This window comes from Pseudonocardia humida (assembly GCF_023898865.1).
Classification (GTDB): domain Bacteria; phylum Actinomycetota; class Actinomycetes; order Mycobacteriales; family Pseudonocardiaceae; genus Pseudonocardia; species Pseudonocardia humida.
Map to the genome: position 1 here is coordinate 23386 of NZ_JAGSOV010000068.1, position 17315 is coordinate 40700.

General features: G+C 75.4%; 13 protein-coding genes. 7 read left to right on the forward strand and 6 right to left on the reverse strand.

Translation table 11 applies throughout. The features are described from left to right. Nucleotides 1-144 precede the first annotated feature (144 nt). Both KDL28_RS31610 and pgm read left to right on the forward strand, forming a co-directional pair. A complete protein-coding gene (locus tag KDL28_RS31610; RefSeq protein WP_252444405.1) occupies nt 145-648 on the forward strand; it encodes a hypothetical protein in 504 nt (167 codons plus the stop codon). Between the two features lie 97 nt (nt 649-745). Continuing rightward, the gene (pgm, locus tag KDL28_RS31615; protein ID WP_252444407.1) at nt 746-2374 is read left to right on the forward strand and encodes a phosphoglucomutase (alpha-D-glucose-1,6-bisphosphate-dependent); all 1629 of its coding nucleotides are present in this window, start codon (nt 746-748) and stop codon (nt 2372-2374) included. Between the two features lie 170 nt (nt 2375-2544). Here the strand turns inward: pgm and KDL28_RS31620 are convergent, their stop codons facing one another. Continuing rightward, nucleotides 2545-4251 (reverse strand): hypothetical protein, encoded by a 1707-nt coding sequence (locus KDL28_RS31620; RefSeq protein WP_252444409.1) that lies wholly within the window; start codon nt 4249-4251, stop codon nt 2545-2547. Nucleotides 4252-4619: 368 nt separating this feature from the next. On the opposite strand from KDL28_RS31620, the gene KDL28_RS31625 reads away from it, so the two are divergent. Further along, entirely contained in the window at nt 4620-5585 is a 966-nt protein-coding gene (locus tag KDL28_RS31625; protein ID WP_252444411.1) for an NADPH:quinone oxidoreductase family protein, read from the forward strand. A gap of 16 nt (nt 5586-5601) precedes the next feature. Then, entirely contained in the window at nt 5602-7845 is a 2244-nt protein-coding gene (locus KDL28_RS31630; protein ID WP_252444413.1) for a glycoside hydrolase family 3 C-terminal domain-containing protein, read from the forward strand. 33 nt (nt 7846-7878) lie between these two features. On the opposite strand, the gene KDL28_RS31635 is transcribed toward KDL28_RS31630, so the two are convergent. From KDL28_RS31635 to KDL28_RS31645, 3 genes are all read right to left on the reverse strand, one after another. Beyond that, nucleotides 7879-8508 carry a DsbA family protein gene (locus KDL28_RS31635; RefSeq protein ID WP_252444429.1) on the reverse strand — a complete coding sequence of 210 codons (630 nt, stop codon included), beginning with the start codon at nt 8506-8508 and terminating at the stop codon, nt 7879-7881. 9 nt (nt 8509-8517) lie between these two features. Then, nucleotides 8518-9480 (reverse strand): proteasome assembly chaperone family protein, encoded by a 963-nt coding sequence (locus KDL28_RS31640; protein WP_252444415.1) that lies wholly within the window; start codon nt 9478-9480, stop codon nt 8518-8520. 264 nt (nt 9481-9744) lie between these two features. Continuing rightward, entirely contained in the window at nt 9745-10677 is a 933-nt protein-coding gene (locus KDL28_RS31645; protein WP_252444417.1) for an ADP-ribosylglycohydrolase family protein, read from the reverse strand. 64 nt (nt 10678-10741) lie between these two features. Here KDL28_RS31645 and KDL28_RS31650 point away from each other — a divergent pair, with 64 nt between their 5' ends. Together KDL28_RS31650 and KDL28_RS31655 are read left to right on the forward strand one after the other, a co-directional pair. Further along, entirely contained in the window at nt 10742-11440 is a 699-nt protein-coding gene (locus KDL28_RS31650; protein WP_252444427.1) for an NUDIX hydrolase, read from the forward strand. A gap of 56 nt (nt 11441-11496) precedes the next feature. Continuing rightward, nucleotides 11497-12939: an MFS transporter gene (locus KDL28_RS31655; protein ID WP_252444419.1), complete on the forward strand. Its 1443-nt coding sequence runs from the start codon at nt 11497-11499 to the stop codon at nt 12937-12939. A gap of 10 nt (nt 12940-12949) precedes the next feature. Here the strand turns inward: KDL28_RS31655 and KDL28_RS31660 are convergent, their stop codons facing one another. Together KDL28_RS31660 and KDL28_RS31665 are read right to left on the reverse strand one after the other, a co-directional pair. After that, nucleotides 12950-14005: a tetratricopeptide repeat protein gene (locus KDL28_RS31660; protein ID WP_252444421.1), complete on the reverse strand. Its 1056-nt coding sequence runs from the start codon at nt 14003-14005 to the stop codon at nt 12950-12952. Further along, nucleotides 14002-15279 (reverse strand): ATP-binding protein, encoded by a 1278-nt coding sequence (locus tag KDL28_RS31665; protein ID WP_252444423.1) that lies wholly within the window; start codon nt 15277-15279, stop codon nt 14002-14004. The genes KDL28_RS31660 and KDL28_RS31665 overlap by 4 nt, the downstream gene beginning before the upstream one ends. Nucleotides 15280-15534: 255 nt before the next feature. Between KDL28_RS31665 and KDL28_RS31670 the strand changes: the two genes are divergently transcribed. Continuing rightward, nucleotides 15535-17295 carry a BCCT family transporter gene (locus KDL28_RS31670; protein ID WP_252444425.1) on the forward strand — a complete coding sequence of 587 codons (1761 nt, stop codon included), beginning with the start codon at nt 15535-15537 and terminating at the stop codon, nt 17293-17295. Nucleotides 17296-17315: the final 20 nt, after the last annotated feature.

Here is a 17315-nt window from a genome sequence, read left to right on the forward strand (position 1 = left end):
AAGTCGCGCGCGCGACGGAACGTGACCGCTCGCTCTACGGTGCGCTCAAGTCGACACGATCGTGCTATCCCGCAACCGCCTGGCTAACGGCAGGCTGTGGCCCACGCGATCACCGGGTATCCGACGAGGAGAGGGGCCGCCACCATGGACGACACGAACATCGGGCCGCTGGTGCCGAGCCAGCGTGGCGTCCGTGACCACGCCCGCTCGCAGGTGCTGCACCGGCACGCGAAGCTGATGAAGAACGGCCGCCCGGTGTTCTGCACGCCCAGCGTGGCGGAGATGTCCGGGCGGGTGCCGCCCAAGCAGAGCCGGGGCACCGACGGCAAGGTCATCTACCCCACCCGCGAGGCCGCCGAGGCGGCGGCCCGCGAGCTGGAGGCGCTGGGCGCCCGGACGCTGCGCTCCTACGTGTGCGGGCGGTCGCGGCGCGGACACTTCCACCTGACCACCGACGCCGGCGTCCGCGCCGCGGTGCCCCGCCCGCGCACCGCCCCGGACGAGAGCGTGCTGGCCGACGAGGGCTTGGCAGGCGACGCCGTCACGCGCATCCCGCGGCCGAGCCCCCCGGTCCACCGGGGCACCCCGCTCGTCGGGCTGCCGCTGCACCTGCGCATCCCGCGCCAGGCCGGGCCCCGGGCGAGCTAGCCGCCCCGACCGCGGACGGCGGACCGCGGATCGGCGGAGCCGGCTCCCGCCTGGCAGGGTGGTCGTCGATCCCGCCGGGCGAACCCAGGAGACGCCGATGTCCACCCATCCCCGTGCCGGTACCCGCGCCCAGCCCGAGGACCTGGTGGACCTGTCCGAGCTGCTGGCCGCGTACCACGACCGCCACCCCGACCCGGAGGACCCGGCGCAGCGGGTCGCGTTCGGCACCTCCGGCCACCGCGGCTCGTCGCTGAAGGCGACCTACAACGACGACCACATCGCCGCCACCAGCCAGGCGATCTGCGAGTACCGCGCCGCGCAGGGCACCGACGGGCCACTGTTCATCGGCCGCGACACCCACGCGCTGTCGGAGCCGTCGTGGGTGACCGCGATCGAGGTGTTCCAGGCCAACGGCGTGCACGTGCTGGCCGACGGCGACGACGCGTTCACCCCGACCCCGGCCGTGTCGCACGCGATCCTGACCCACAACCGGGCCCGGGTCAGCGGCCTGGCCGACGGGGTGGTCGTCACCCCGTCGCACAACCCGCCCGCCGACGGCGGGTTCAAGTACAACCCGCCGCACGGCGGCCCCGCCGACACCGACGCGACCGGCTGGATCGCCGACCGGGCCAACGCCCTGCTCGCCGCGAAGCTCGACGGCGTCAAGCGCAGCGCCATCGACCGCGCCGGTCTGGGCCGCTACGACTTCCTCGGCGAGTACGTCGCCGACCTGCCCTCGGTGCTCGACCTCGACGCGGTCCGGGACGCGGGGGTGCGCATCGGCGCCGACCCGCTCGGCGGCGCGTCGGTCGCCTACTGGGGCGCGATCGCCGAGCGCCACCGGCTCGACCTGACCGTGGTCAACCCCGAGGTCGACCCCCGGTTCGCGTTCATGACCCTGGACTGGGACGGCAAGATCCGGATGGACTGCTCGTCGCCCTACGCGATGGCCTCGCTGGTCTCCTCGCGCGGCGAGTACACCATCGCCACCGGCAACGACGCCGACTCCGACCGCCACGGCATCGTCACCGCCGACGGGCTGATGAACCCCAACCACTTCCTGGCCGTGGCCATCGGCTACCTCTACGCCAACCGGCCGGGCTGGGCGGCGGACGCCGGGGTGGGCAAGACGGCGGTCAGCTCGTCGATGATCGACCGGGTGGCGAAGGACCTGGGTCGCGAGCTGGTCGAGACGCCGGTCGGGTTCAAGTGGTTCGTGCCCGGCCTGCTCGACGGCTCGATCGGGTTCGGCGGCGAGGAGAGCGCCGGGGCGTCGTTCCTGCGCCGCGACGGCGGCGTGTGGACCACCGACAAGGACGGCATCATCCTGGCCCTGCTGGCGTCGGAGATCACCGCGGTCACCGGCAGCACGCCCAGCGAGCGCTACCGCGAGCTGACCGGGCGCTTCGGCGAGCCGGCCTACGCCCGCACCGACGTGGCCACCTCCGCGGAGGCGAAGGCCCGGCTGGGCAAGCTGTCGGCAGAGGACGTCACCGCCACCGAGCTGGCCGGCGACCAGATCACCCAGCGGCTCACCTCGGCCCCGGGCAACGGCGCGGCGCTGGGTGGGCTGAAGGTGGTCACCGAGGGCGGCTGGTTCGCCGCCCGCCCGTCGGGCACCGAGGACGTCTACAAGGTCTACGCCGAGAGCTTCCGCGGCCCCGACCACCTGGCCCGCATCCAGGAGGAGGCGCAGGCGGTGGTGTCGGCGGCTCTCGGGGAGTAAGTCCTCGTTCGACTCCGCGACATGAACCTCATGGGGCTCGGCAGCGCCGATGAGCCCCGTGAAGTTCATGTCGCGGGGTGTCGATCATCGTCGGGGAGGCCCGCCCCGGTTCGGGAGTTCGAAGCCGATGTGGGCCCGGCGACCCCCGCGAAGCACCGCGAGGACTCCACTCAGGCGGGCCGGGTGCGGGCGTCGCACTCCAGGCGGGTCGGGGTGCCCGGGGACGGCGTCCAGTGCGCGGGCACGCCGGAGGGCCGGTCGCGCCGGTACCGGGCGACCTCCCGCGCCGGTGTGCCTGCCCGCGACAGGGCGAACACGGCCAGCTCGCGGTGCCCGACGTCCTCGGCGCGCTGCAGGTAGCGCAGGATCTCCTGGGCGGCGGCGCGCGGGCGGCGCGCCTGTACCCAGGCGGTCAGCTCGGCCTCGGCGACCTCGCGGCGCAGCCGCGACACCCGCACGCAGACGTACTCGATCTCCTCGTCGACCAGCTCGCCGATCTCCGGCACGTGCACGCCCTGCTCGGTGAGCAGCTCGCGCACGCCCCACAGGCCGATCGGGGTCAGCGACACGAGCGTCGGGTCGGGGTCGTCGCGCCCGGCCAGTGCGGTGAGCTGCTCGTGGTTGTCGCCGTCGAGGCTCTCCTCGAGGTGCACGGCGCCGAGCAGCTCCAGCGCGTCGAGCAGCGCGGTCACGTCGCGGCGCCACAGCCGGTGCTCGGCGTCGCCGGCGAGGTCGTCGACCACGCAGCCCATCCGCCGGTTGACCGTGTCCCGCACGACCCGGTGGAACAGCTCGACCGGGATCGGGTCGCCGCCCGCGGCGTAGAGCAGCCGCAGCAGGATGGGGAACGCGTCGCCCAGGCTCATCCCGAACAGCGACGGCGCCCCGAAGACGTTGCTGCCGCCGAAGTGCTCGCCGATCCCGCCGATGGCCTCGAACGCCCGCTTCCACAGCTCGATGGGCCGGCTCAGCAGCGGCGCCGAGCTGCGCACCTGCAGCAGCCGCCCGTGCACCACCCGGACCAGGCGGGCCTGCCGGGCCCAGGCCAGCAGCAGCGTGATCTCGGGCAGCTCGTCGCTGGTGCGGGCGCGGTCGCGGGAGAAGTGGTCGAGGTCGAGCGCGTCGGCCACGGCCTTGGCGTCGCCGAGCAGCAGCCTGCCCTCGCGGGTGACCGCGCGCCCGGCGCGCACCCAGCGGGTGAAGGCCCGCAGCCGGGCGAGCGCGATGCTGGAGTCGGCGGCGGCGAGCATCCGCGCGGCCCCGGGCAGCAGCACGGGGGGTAACTCCGCGGACAGCTCCGGCGGCTCGGCCGCGACGTCGGGCTCCTCGGTGCGCTGGCGACGGGTGATCTCGGCCAGCGCGGCCCGGTCGACCTGCAGCTCCCCGGTGTGCACCTTGGTCAGGAAGCGGGCCACGGCGGCCGGGTCGGCGGTGGGCACGCCGTGGCGCAGCATCTGCACCGCCCAGAACGTGCCCAGGTCGTGGTTGCGCTCGTCGTCGAGGGCGTCGTGCAGGGCGGGGGTGGAGTCGGTGATCTGGGAGTGCAGCTCGCCCGGGGCGTCCGAGCGGGGGTCCAGCCAGTCCTGGTCGGCCAGGAAGCCGATCAGCGCGTGCAGCGCGAGCGGGACGGCCTCGCGGTCGTCCTCCAGCAGCGCGACGGTGCGCGGGAACCAGATGGCCAGCGCGTCGGCGACGTGCGCGCGGGTCCAGTGGCCCAGCCGCCCGTCGACGCCGTGCTTGTGGTCGAGCGCGGCCGCCACCAGCGACGGCTCGGCGTGCATCCCGCGCCGACGGGCCCAGGCGACGATGTGCAGCCGCAACCGGTCGCGGACCGCGGCGTATGCCTCCAGGTCGTCGGGGCCGAACACGAGTCGCACCGGGCCACACTGTCACTGTCCGCACCGCGGCGGGAGGTCGGGGTGGATCACTTTCGGGGGTCGGGGCGTCGCGCCTGGTAGGCGACGGCGGGCGGCGGGTGCGCCACACGGTGGGGCTGATCGCCACCTCGGCGGGCCGCGACCGCGGCCCGCCGAGCAGGTGCCGGGCGGGCGGCACCCACCGCGTCCCCGTGTGGGCGAACCGGGTGAAGCCGCGCTGCGGCGCCAGGGTGTCGGTGGTGTGCGCCGACAGGTCGAGCGCGTCGGCGGCGCAGTGCCGACGGCCACACCGGGCGCGCCGGGGTCTCGCGCCGGACGGCTCCGGGTGACCATGATGGCGGTCAGGTGCTCGACGGAGAGGATTCACGGTGCGCGCAGTGCGGGTTGTGCGGTTGGACGGTCCCTCGGCGGTGGAGGTCGGCGAGGTGCCCGAGCCGCGGCGCGGCGCCGACCAGGTCCTCATCGACGTCCGCGCGGTCGGGGTGAACTTCCCCGACGTGCTGCAGACCAAGGGCCTCTACCAGTACAAGCCGGAGCTGCCGTTCGTGCTCGGCTCCGAGGTCGCGGGGGTGGTGCGCGAGGCACCGGAGGGCTCGGGCTTCGCCGCGGGCGACCGGGTCGCGGCGTTCCCCGGGCAGGGCGCCTTCGCCGAGGTGGTGGCCTGCGATCCCGACCGGGTGCTGCCGCTGCCCGACGAGGTGTCCTTCGCCGCGGGCGCCGGCCTGCCGATGAACTACCTGACCGCGCACTTCACGCTGCTGGCCCGCGGCAGGCTGGCCGAGGGCGAGACGGTGCTGGTGCACGGGGCCGCAGGCGGGGTCGGCACCGCGGTGGTGCAGCTGGCCGCCGCCCTGGGCAACCGGGTGATCGCCGTGGTGTCCACCGAGGCCAAGGCCGAGGTGGCGCGCAAGGCCGGGGCGCGGGACGCGGTCCTGGTGGAGGGCTTCCGCGACGCGGTCAAGGAGCTGACCGGGGGCCGCGGCGTCGACGTCGTCGTCGACCCGGTCGGCGGCGACCGGTTCACCGACTCGCTGCGCTGCCTCGCCCCGGACGGCAGGCTGCTCGTGGTCGGGTTCACGGCGGGGGAGATCCCCACCGTCCGGGTGAACCGGCTGCTGCTCAACAACATCGACGTCGTCGGGGTCGGGTGGGGCGCCTACGCGCTGAGCCGGCCGGGGTACGCCGCGAAGGAGTGGCAGGAGCTGATGCCGCACCTGCGCTCCGGGGCGCTCGACCCGCTGGTGGCCGAGACGCTCTCGCTGGACGACGCGGCCGCCGCGCTGCGCCGCATCGACGAGCGGGCGGTCACCGGGAAGATCGTCCTCACGGTCTGACCCGCAGGAGCCTGCGATGACCGCACCGGAGCGGGTGGCGGAGCTGAGCCTGCCGGAGAAGGCCGCGCTGTGCCTGGGCGCCGACATCTGGCACACCGCGCCGGTCGACCGGCTCGGGATCGCCCCGGTGCGCCTGGCCGACGGCCCGCACGGCGTGCGCAGGCCCGCCGCCGCCGGGGAGGTGGGGATCGGCTCGAGCCTGCCGGCCACCTGCTTCCCCACGGCGTCGGCGCTGGGCTCCTCGTGGGACCCCGAGCTGGTCGAGCGGGTCGGCGCGGCGCTCGGCGCGGAGGCGGCGGCGCAGGGCGTCGCCGTGCTGCTCGGCCCGGGCATCAACATCAAGCGCTCGCCGCTGTGCGGGCGCAACTTCGAGTACCTCTCGGAGGACCCGCTGGTCTCCGGCGTGCTCGGGGCGGCGATGGTGCGCGGGGTGCAGGGCCGCGGGGTGGGGGCCTGCGTCAAGCACTTCGCGGTCAACAACCAGGAGACCGACCGGTTGCGCGTCAGCGCCGACGTCGACGAGCGCCCGCTGCGCGAGATCTACCTGGCCGGGTTCGAGCGGGTGGTCCGCGAGGCCGCGCCGTGGACGGTGATGTGCGCCTACAACGCCGTCAACGGCGTGCCGGCCTCCCAGCACCGCGGCCTGCTCACCGAGGTGCTGCGCGAGGAGTGGGGCTTCGACGGGCTCGTGATGTCGGACTGGGGCGCGGTGGGCGACCGGGTCGCCGCGCTGGCCGCCGGGCTCGACCTGGAGATGCCGCCGAACACCGGGGTCAGCGACGCGGCGCTGGTGGCCGCGGTGCGGTCCGGGGAGCTGGCGGAGGGCGCGCTGGACGTCGCCGCGGCCCGGGTGCTGGCGCTGGTCGACCGGGTCGGCGCCCCGACCACCTCCGAGGTCGACGCGGACGCCCACCACGCCCTGGCCCGGGAGGCCGCGGCGCAGTGCGCCGTGCTGCTCCGCAACGACGGCGGGCTGCTGCCGCTGCGCGTGCCCCCCGGCGGCTCCGTCGCGGTGGTCGGGGAGTTCGCCCGCACCCCGCGCTACCAGGGCGCGGGCAGTTCGCAGGTCAACCCGACCCGGCTCGACGTGCCCCTCGACGAGCTGCGCCGGGCCCTGCCCGACGTCGACGTCCCGTTCGCCCCCGGCTTCGCGATCGAGCCCGACCCCGTCGCCGACGAGCCGCTGGCCGCGGAGGCCGAGCGGGTGGCGGCCTCGGCGGACGTGGTGGTGGCGTTCCTCGGCCTGCCGGCGAGCCAGGAGTCCGAGGGCTTCGACCGCGCGCACATCGACCTCCCGCAGAACCAGACCGCGCTGGTGGCCCGGCTGGCCGCGGCGAACCCGCGGCTCGTGGTCGTGCTGGCCAACGGCTCGGTCGTGCGCACGGCGGGCTGGGAGCGGCCGGCCGCGGCGGTGCTGGAGTGCTGGCTGTCCGGGCAGGCCGCGGGCGGCGCGGTCGCCGACGTGCTGGTCGGGGCGGCGGAGCCGGGCGGGCGGCTGGCGGAGACGATCCCGCTGCGGCTGGCCGACACCCCCTCCTACCTGAACTTCCCCGGCGAGCTGGGGCACGTGCGCTACGGCGAGGGCGTCTTCGTGGGCTACCGCGGCTTCGACGCCGTCGACCGGCCCGTGGCGTACCCGTTCGGGCACGGGCTGTCCTACACCGAGTTCGCCTACCGCGACCTCGAGGTCTCCACCTCCGGCAGTGCCGACGGCGGCGACCTGGCCGTCGACGTGGCGGTGTCGGTCACCAACACCGGGGGCCGGGCGGGCACCGAGGTCGTGCAGCTCTACGTGGGAGATCCGGAGGCCGCGGTGGCCCGCCCGGTCCGCGAGCTGCGCGGCTTCGCGAAGGTGGCGCTGGAGCCGGGGCGGACCCGGACCGTGCGCTTCCGGCTCGGTGCCCGCGACCTGTCGTACTGGTCCACGGCGGCGGGCCGGTGGGTGCTGGAGGGCGGGCGCTTCGACCTGGCGGTCGGGGCCTCCTCGCGCGACCTGCGGCTGAGCGCCGCGGTGCAGGTCGATGCCGAGCCGTTCCGCCCGCGCCTGGACGCCGAGGCGACCCTCGAGGAGTGGCTCGCCGACCCGCGCGGCGCCGAGGTGCTGCGGGCCGCCGTCGGCGTGGACGGGCGGGGCCGCCCCCGCGGCATCCTCGCCGTCCCGGAGCTGGCCCGGGTGCTGGGCAACTTCCCGCTGTCGCGGCTGGCCACCTTCCCCGGTCTGGGCATCACCCAGGACGTGCTGCGGGCCGTCCGACACTGAGGGGGGCCGCCCGGGACGGCGGTCGCCGCGGGCTCAGAGCTCGCCGCGGCGGGTCTTCAGCTCGCTGAACGAGGGCACGGTGGCCAGCGTGCGCAGCGCGTCGAACAGGCGCAGCGCCTCCTCGCCGGTGGGGGCGGGCGCCACGACCGGGCCGAACCAGGCCACCCCGCCCAGGCGCACCACCGGGCTGCCCGACTCCTGGCCCACGGCGGACTGCGACTCCTCGTGGCTCGTGCGCACGGCGGCGTCGAGCGCCTCGTCGTCGACCGCCGCGGCCACCGCCGCGGCCACCGCCGCGGCCACCGCCGGGGGCAGCCCGGCCTCGGCCACCGCATCGGCGATCACCTCGTCGGTGTACGGCTCGCCCTTGCCGTGGCGGCGGGTGCCCAGCGCCGTGTAGAGGGCGGCGACGGCGTCGTTGCCGCCCTCGGCGCCGGCCGCCGCCAGGGCGCGCAGCGCCCGCGCACCCTGGGCCATCCCGGCCCGGTACTGCTCCGGGATCTGCTTGCCCTCGTTGAGCACGCCCAGGCTCATCAGCCGCCAGGTCACCGCGGCCGCGCCCGTGCCGGCGACCTCGGTGACCCAGCGGGAGGTGGCCCAGGTGAAGGGGCAGGACGGGTCGAAGAAGAAGTCGACCGGGGTGGGGCCGGGCGCGGTGGTCATGGTCGGACGCTACGCCCCGGGCCGCGGCGGCGCCGGGTCGTCCGGCCCGCCCTCCCCGTCGGTCGGGTCGTCGTCGGTGTCGTCCTGGTCGGCCAGGAACCGCTCCACCTCGGCGGCCAGCTCGTCGGCGCTGGGCAGCTCCCCGGACAGCCCGGGCATGACCTGCTGGCCGCGCCCGCTGGCCACGACGTCGTACTGGCGCTCGAGGGCCTGCACCACCTGGCGCACCTCGTCCGAGCCCGCGACCTGCTCGGCGATCTCGACGTCGGCGCGCTCGGCGGCCTTGGTCAGCGACCCGGTGGGCAGGTAGAGCCCGGCGGCCAGCCCGACGTGGTCGAGCAGCACGCGGGCCGCGTGCGGGTACTCGGCCCGGGCCAGGTAGTGCGGCACGTGCACCGCGAAGCCCATCGCGTCCAGCCCGGCCTGGCCCAGGCGCAGCTCCATCAGGCCCACCGCGCTGCCGGGCACCTCGGCCGTGGCGAACCAGGCCTCGTGGCCCTCGGTCAGCTCCGGGCGGGTGCCGTGCGCGGTCACCCCGATCGGGCGGGTGTGCGGCACCGCCATCGGGATCGCCGTCAGGTTGATCACCAGCCGGACCCCGAACCGGCGCACGACCTGCTCGACCGCCGCGCAGAACCGCTCCCACTGCGTGTCCGGCTCCGGCCCGGCGAGCAGCAGGTACTGCGTGTCGTCGCTGTCGGAGAGCAGCACCACGTCCAGCGCGGGCGGGGTGTACTCCGCCCAGTGGTCGGTCTCGAACCGCAGCGGCGGCCGCCGAGAGCGGTAGTCGATGAGCTGGTCGATGTCGAACCGCACCACCCGCCGCGGTTCCTGCCCCTCCACGACGGCCTCCACCGCCAGCCGGGCCGCGGCCCCGGCGTCGACGAACCCGTCCAGCGCGACCAGCAGCACGGGCCCGTCCAGCTGCGGCGCATCCTGCGCCACCTCGTACAACCCGGTCGGTTCCAGCACCGCGCACCTCCGCCTCGTCCCTCACCCGTCCGACACCCCGCCCGGCGCCCGCGCCATCGCGGCCGGCGCCCCGGCTGCGTCGCCGGTCCGGACATCGCCCCGTCCGCCGGCGCCCGGGGTGGTTCCCGGGCCGGCCGGATCGGTCGCCGCCGTCGGCGGGACCTCCACAGGGACAACGTGATTGTGGACGCACAGCATCCCGCTTCGGGCCCCGCGGTCGAAGTTCGGCGGTACGGGAGGCCGGAAAACCGGTCGCGCGCGTGGTCAGGCGGGCAGGATCGCGACCGCCAGGCGCACGAGGTCGGCGCCGGTGAGGTCGGGCCAACCGTGCAGCGGTTCGGGGTGCCCGGGCACGGCGGCGGCGCCGAACGCCGCGCCGAGCAGCCCCCCGGCGATCGCGGCGACGGTGTCGGTGTCGCCGCCGCCGCGGACCGCCCGCTCCAGCCCGTCGGCGACGCCGTCCGCCCGCCGCACGGCGGCCCAGGCGCCCTGCAGCGCGGCGACCACCCACCCGTTGGCGCCGGCGAACCGCTCGGGCTCGTCGGCCCGGTCGAGCAGGTCCGCCCAGTGGTCCCCGACGTGCGGGAGCCCGACCCGGACGTCGACCTCGCCGGTGTGCACGGCGTGGTCGATCGCCAGGCACCACAGCGCGCACGCCTCGCCGGCGACGGGGTCGTGGTGGGTGAGCGCGCTGATCGCGGTGGCCACGGCCACGATCGCGGGGGTGTCGCCGAGGTGGGCGAGCGCGACCGGCGCGGTACGCATGAGCGAGCCGTTGCCCGCCGTGCGCCCGGTGCGGGCGTGCAGGTCGGCGGCCCGCCTGCGCAGCCGGGCGGCCGAGCCGGGCCCCGGCCGGGCGCCGTCGAGCACGGCGCGGGTCTGGGTGCCCACGTCCGGCGGGTCCTGGGCGTACCAGCGCAGGAAGCCGTCGGCGACGGCGTCCAGGCCGTCCTCGGTGCGCAGGTCGGCGCCGTCGGCGGCGGCCAGCGCGATCGCGCAGGCCATCTCGGTGTCGTCGCTCCACTGCCCGGGCGCGATGTTCCCCAGGCCGCCGCCCAGCATCCGCGGCGGCTCGCCCGGCGGGGGTAGCGGGCGGGAGCCGTACTCGTAGGGCACCCCGAGGGCGTCGCCGGTCGCGCCGGCCAGCAGCACCCCGGCCGCCCGGTCGGCGATCGCGCCGGGTTCGATGGTGATCATCTGCGCCCCCTTTAGCTCAACTGTGCGCCAATAATAAGAGCAGAGATGAGCTAATTTGTCGACCATGGTGTGGCGCGACGACTCGGGACGATCACTCGCCGACTGGCCCCGCCCGTCGGTCGCGGTGGACGTCGCGCTGCTCACGGTCCGCGACGGCAGGCTCGCCGTCCTCGTGCACCGGCGGACCGACGGCTACGCGGCGGGCGCGTGGTCGCTGCCCGGCACCTTCGTGCACGAGCACGAGCGGCTGGCCGACACGGCCCTGCGCGCGCTGCGCGACAAGGCCGGGGTGGGCGGGCAGCGCCCCGAGCAGCTCGGCGTCTTCGACGACCCCCGCCGCGACGCCCGCGGCCGCGTGCTCAGCGTCGCCCACGTCGACCTGGTGCCCGCCGACCGGCTGCCCGACGCCCTGCTGGTGCCCGTCGTCGACGGCCGCGCCGAGCTGCCCGACGGCGGCGACCTCGCCTTCGACCACGGGCTGATCCTGCGCCGCGCGGTGGACTGGGCCCGCGCGCTCTACCGCGACCGCCCCGACCCGCGTGGTCTGCTGCCCGCCGTCGAGTTCACGCTGCTCGACCTGCTGCGCCTGCACGAGGCCGTGCTCGGCGAGGAGCTGCAGAAGGACACCTTCCGCCGGCGCATGCTCGCGGGCCTGGTCGAGACCCCCGGGCGCAGCCGCGGCTCGGTGGGCAAGCCCGCGCGCCTGTTCCGCCGGATCGACGGCGACGGCGACGTGCGCGACCTCACCGCTCCGCGGGAGTGAGACGGGCCGCACGCCCGCCCCGCGGCGGCCCCGGCGGCGGACCATGGACGACCGAGATGACTGCGACGAACCAGACCGCGACCAACCAGACGGCGACGAACCAGACCACGACGAACCAGGCCACGACGAACCGGACCACGACGAACCGGACCACAGCCGCCCCGTTCGCGTCCACGGGATCCCCGCCGACCGTCCCCCGCGACGACGGCCGCGTGCCCCGGACGGCCTGGGCGGTCTGGGCGGTCGGCCTGGGGGCCTACACGGTCGGCGTCATGCACCGCACCTCGTTCGGGGTGGCCGGGCTGGACGCGGCCGAGCGCTACGCCGCCGCCCCGGCGGCGCTGTCCGGGTTCGTGGTGCTGCAGCTGATGGTCTACGCCGCGCTGCAGGTCCCGGTGGGGGTGCTGCTGGACCGCTTCGGCGCCCGGCGGATGGTCGTCGCGGGCGGGCTCACCATGGCCGCGGGTCAGCTGCTGCTCGCCGTGTCCACCGGGCTGCCGCTGGCGGTCGCCGCGCGGGTGCTGGTCGGCGTGGGCGACGCGTTCACCTTCATCAGCGTGCTCTCGGTGGTCACCGCGTGGTTCCCGGCGCGCCGGGTGCCGATGATGACCCAGCTGACCGGCCTGATCGGGCAGCTCGGGCAGGTGCTCTCGGCGATCCCGCTGGCCGCACTGCTGCACGGACCGGGCTGGACCACCGCCTTCGTCTCGGCGGCGGCGCTGGGCGTCGCGTTCGCGGTCGCGGTGCTCGCCGTGGTGCGCGACCGGCCCCCGGGCGCGCCGGAGCCGCCGCCCGCCCCCGGGCCGCGCGAGGTGGTGCGCGGGCTGGTGTGCTCGTGGCGCGAGCCGGGCACCCGGCTGGGCTTCTGGACCCACATGGGCACCCAGTTCGCCGGCATGGTGTTCGCCCTGCTGTGGGGCGTGCCGTACCTGGTGGCCGGGCAGGGCATGTCGACGGGCGAGGCGAGCGCGCTGCTGACCGTGCTGGTCGCCGTGGGTCTGGTCGCCGGGCCCGTGTTCGGCGAGTTCACCGCCCGCCACCCGCTGCGCCGCTCGTCGCTGGTGCTGACGGTGATCGGCGCCACGGTGCTGGTCTGGACGGTGGTGCTGCTGATCCCGCCGCCCGCCCCGCGCTGGCTGCTGTTCGTGCTGGTCGTCGTGCTGGCGCTGGGCGGGCCCGGCTCCATGATCGGCTTCGACTACGCCCGCACGTTCAACCCCCAGCACCGCCGCGGCGCGGCCGTCGGGATCGTCAACGTCGGCGGCTTCGCGGCCTCCCTGGTCGTGGCGTTCGCGGTGGGCGTCGTGCTCGGCGCGACCGGCGACGGCGGCTACTCACCGGAGTCGTTCCGGGCCGCCTGGACCGTGCAGTACGGGGTGTGGGCGCTGGCCCTGGTCGGGATCTTCGTCGCCCGCCGCCGGGCGCGGCGCAAGATGGCCGCCGAGGGCGTCGTGGTGCCGCCGCTGCGCGAGGTGCTGGCCCGCCGCAAGCGGACCTGAGCCCGCCCGATCAGCGCCTGCGGCGGAAGATCCGGATGATCAGGGCGAGCCAGCCCAGCCCGATCAGCACCACCCACACCGTGACGGCCATGAAGCCGAACCCGCTGACCAGGATCAGCACGTAGACGAGCACGCAGTACGCGAGCGCGAGGTAGGTGGCGGTGAGCGCCCGGTCGGTGCGGATGGCGCCGCGGACCACCGGCAGGGCCTGGCGGGGCAGGTCGCGCAGCGTCAGCAGGCCCAGGCCGGCGGAGGCGGCGAGCACCACCGCGGCCGCGATCCGCGAGCCGGTGACCGTCTGGGCCGCGGCGATCTGGCCGATGGTGGCCACGAGCAGCCAGATCCGCAGCCGCCACGACAGCTGCCACAGCACCGCGGCGACCGTGCGGATGGTCGTCGGCTCGGCCGGGTCCATCCGACCGGCCTCGATGAGCCCGCGCAGCGCCCGGGCGGGCCGGTGGCCCACGGCGTCGAGCACGGCCAGGTCGTGGCGGGCGGCCGCGTTCTCCGGGTCGAGCCGCAGGGTCTGCTCGTAGGCCCGCCGCGCCACGGCCCGCGACCGGGGGTCGGGCATGTCGCTGGCGATGTCGGCCAGCAGCAGGTGGGAGTCGGCGGCGTCGGGCGCGAGCTCGACCACCCGCTGCGCGACGCGCAGCGCGTCGCCCAGCCGCCCGGCCCGCTGCAGGGTGCGCGCGTAGCCGGTGGCCGCGGCCGGTTCCTCGGGCAGCAGCGTCACGCACCGGTAGCCGGCCTGCACGGCCTCCTCGTGCCGGCCCAGCATCGACAGGTGCAGGGCGCGCAGCCGGTGGCCCCGCTCGCCGTCGGGCAGCGCGGCGACCGCCGCGTCGGCCGCGGCCAGGCCCTCCTCGTGGCGCTGCGCGTTGAGCAGCACCGCCGAGAGCGCCCCGAGCAGGCGCGGGTCGTCCGGGTCGGCGGTCAGCCCGGCGCGGGCGACCCGCTCGGCGTCGTCGAGGCGGCCGACCGCGCGCAGGTGCTCGGCCCGCCGGGCGGCCTCGCCGACCTCGTCGAGGTGGGCGTGCTCCCGGCCGCCCGCCTCCTCGCTCACAGCTTGCGATTCTTCTTCAGGTAGGCGGCCAGCTCGTCGTAGCTGCCGTCGGAGTTGCCGAACAGCGCCACGTTGCGCGCCGTGGCGAACCACGGCCCGGTGCTCGGCTGCACCTCGCGGGCCGCGGTGAGGACGTCCTTGGTGGTCAGCGGCCGCACCCGCCCGGTGCGCACCGAGTCGGCCAGCGCTCGCTCGGCCGCGGTGTCGCACAGGTGGGCGAGGTCGGCGCCGGAGTAGCCGTCGGTCGCCTTGACCAGCTTGCCCAGGTCGATCCCCTCGATCGGGCGCTTGTGCAGGTTGTGCCGCAGGATCGCCTCGCGGGCCGGCTCGTCGGGCGGCAGCACCAGCAGCATCCGGTCGAACCGGCCGGGCCGGCGCAGGGCGCTGTCGATGTCCCACGGGTGGTTGGTGGCGCCGAGCACGAACACCCCGTCGTTCTTGCCCGACAGCGAGTCCATCTCGGTGAGCAGCTGGTTGACGACGTTGCGCAGCCCCGCGGAGTGGGTCAGGTGGGAGCGCTTCTGCCCGAGCGCGTCGATCTCGTCGAGGAACAGCACGTGCGGGGCCTTGCGCCGGGCGACCCGGAATATCTCGGCGAGGTTGCGCTCGCTGCGCCCCATCCACATGTCGAGCACGTCGGAGATGCCGACCTCGGAGAACCCGGCGCCGAGCTCCCCGGCCACCGCCCGGGCCAGGAACGTCTTGCCGCAGCCGGGCGGGCCGTAGAGCAGCAGGCCGCCGGCCAGCCCCTTGCCGAAGGCCTTCGCCATCTCGGGGTTGCGCATCGGCCCCAGGAACGACAGCTCCAGCCGCTGCTTGACCTGCTCCATCCCGCCGACGTCGGCGAGGCGCACGGTCGGCGCGGCGTGCAGCACGTCCTCGACGACCGGGTCGCCCGCCTCCTCGACGAACGCCGGTTCGAGCTGCGGGACGTCGGCGACGTCCTCCTCGGCCTGCCGCCAGTCGAAGTCCGGCCGCGCCGGGGGCCGCTCCGTCCCGCCGGCGGCCGGGGCCGCCGGCGGGACGGCGGGCGGCCGGGACTGCGGGGACTGCGGGGCGGCCAGCGCCGCGGTCCCCCGCCGCAGCAGGCCCCGGGCGGGGGGGTCGCCGGGCGCGGCGGTGAGCGCGCGGCTGCAGTGCTGCAGCGCCTCCGCCCCGCGTCCGCGGGCCAGCAGCAGCTCGGCCACGTGGAGCCGCAGCGGGACGTCGTCCGGGGCGGCGTCGACGGCGGCGAGCAGGCTCGTCAGCAGGGGATCGGGCGCGTCGGTGCTCATCGCGGCCCAGTATCACCCGTCGGGCCGTGGGCCGGTCGCGAACCGGGCAGCGCGGGGTCCGCGCTGTCGCGCACCCGCCACAGCGGCCCCGGGTGACGCCCGAAGGGCTCCGGTTACGGGATCCGATCGTAACGACCCCGTTCCGTCCTGCGCCATCTGTTGACGATGGCGCACCAGCGCCGCAAGGTGGCTCCACCACGCAGACCACCACGCGGGAGGGGGAAGGCTGCGGTGCACTCGCCGCAGCCGAGTGCCATGTCCGTCCAGCAGACCTCAGGGAGCTCTTCGGAGACCCCACCCCCCGAGCCCGGGCCGGATCGTCCGATCACGCCCGAGCAGGCCGGCACCACCGCCGACAAGCGCTACCCGATCGACAAGGTCATCTTCGGGGTGGCCGCCGTGCTGGTCGTGGCGTTCATCCTCTGGGGGATCATCTCGGTCGACTCGCTGTCGAGCGTCTCCGGCGCCGTGCTGGGCGCCATCATGACCGGCGGCGGCTGGGCGTTCGTGCTCGCCGCGAGCGCGTTCGTGATCTTCGCCCTCTGGGTGGCCTTCAGCAGGTACGGCAAGATCCCGCTGGGCGGCGACGACGAGCGACCGGAGTTCCGCACGGTCTCCTGGATCGCGATGATGTTCAGCGCCGGCATGGGCATCGGGCTGATGTTCTACGGCGTCGCCGAACCGCTGTCGCACTTCACCAGTCCCCCGCCGGGCACCGTCGCGGCGGGCACGCCGGAGGCGCTGGACGTCGCCATGGCGACCACGCTGTTCCACTGGACGCTGCACCCGTGGGCCATCTACGCGGTGGTCGGGCTGGCCATCGCCTACTCCACCTTCCGCCGCGGCCGCCGCCAGCTGATCAGCTCGGCGTTCGCCCCGCTGCTGGGCGAGTCGCGCACCGAGGGCGCGTTCGGCAAGGCGGTCGACATCCTGGCCATCTTCGCCACGCTGTTCGGCTCGGCCGCCTCGCTCGGCCTGGGCGCGCTGCAGATCGGCGCGGGCCTGGAGCTCAACGGCGTGCCCGAGGTCGGCGTGGCCCTGCTCGTGACCATCATCGTCGTGCTGACCATCTGCTTCGTGGCCTCCGCCGTCTCCGGCGTGGCCAAGGGCATCCAGTGGCTGTCGAACATCAACATGGTGCTGGCGGGCGTGCTGGCGCTGGTGGTGTTCGTCTTCGGGCCCACCATCCTGATCCTCAACCTGCTGCCCACCGCCATCGGCGACTACTTCGGCAACCTCGCCCAGATGGCCGCGCGCACCGCGGCCACCGGCGGCGACGCCACCGCCGAGTGGCTCTCGGGGTGGACGGTCTTCTACTGGGCCTGGTGGATCTCCTGGACCCCGTTCGTCGGCATGTTCATCGCCCGGATCAGCCGCGGCCGCACGATCCGCCAGTTCGTGGTCGGCGTGCTGCTGATCCCGAGCGCGGTCAGCCTGATCTGGTTCGCCGTCTTCGGCGGCGCCGCGATCAACCTGCAGCGCAGCGGCACCGACCTGGCCTCCCAGGACACCGAGGGCCAGCTGTTCGGCCTGCTCGACTCGGTGCCGGCCGGCGGGTTCTTCGCGATCGTGGCGATGCTCCTGGTGGCGATCTTCTTCGTGTCCGGGGCGGACGCGGCGTCGGTCGTGATGGGCACGCTCTCGGAGCGCGGGACCATCGAGCCCTCGCGCTGGGTGGTCGTGTTCTGGGGCGTCGTGATGGGCGCGATCGCGGCCATCATGCTGCTCGTCGGAGCGGGTGAGGGCGACGCGCTCACCGGCATCCAGACCATCACGATCATCATGGCGGCACCGTTCGCCGTGGTCATGGTGGTGCTGTGCATCGCACTGGCGAAGGACCTGTACCACGACCCGATGATGCAGCGCGACCGCCGCTCGGTGGCGGCGGTCCAGCAGGCCATCGACTACGGCATGACGAAGTACGGCGACGAGTTCATCGTGTCGGTCAAGCGGCACCCGGAGGGCAGGCGGGTGGTCGCCGAAGCCGAGGCGAGGCCGGAGTCGGGGGAGAAGTAGCCCACCCACGACGAGGGGGG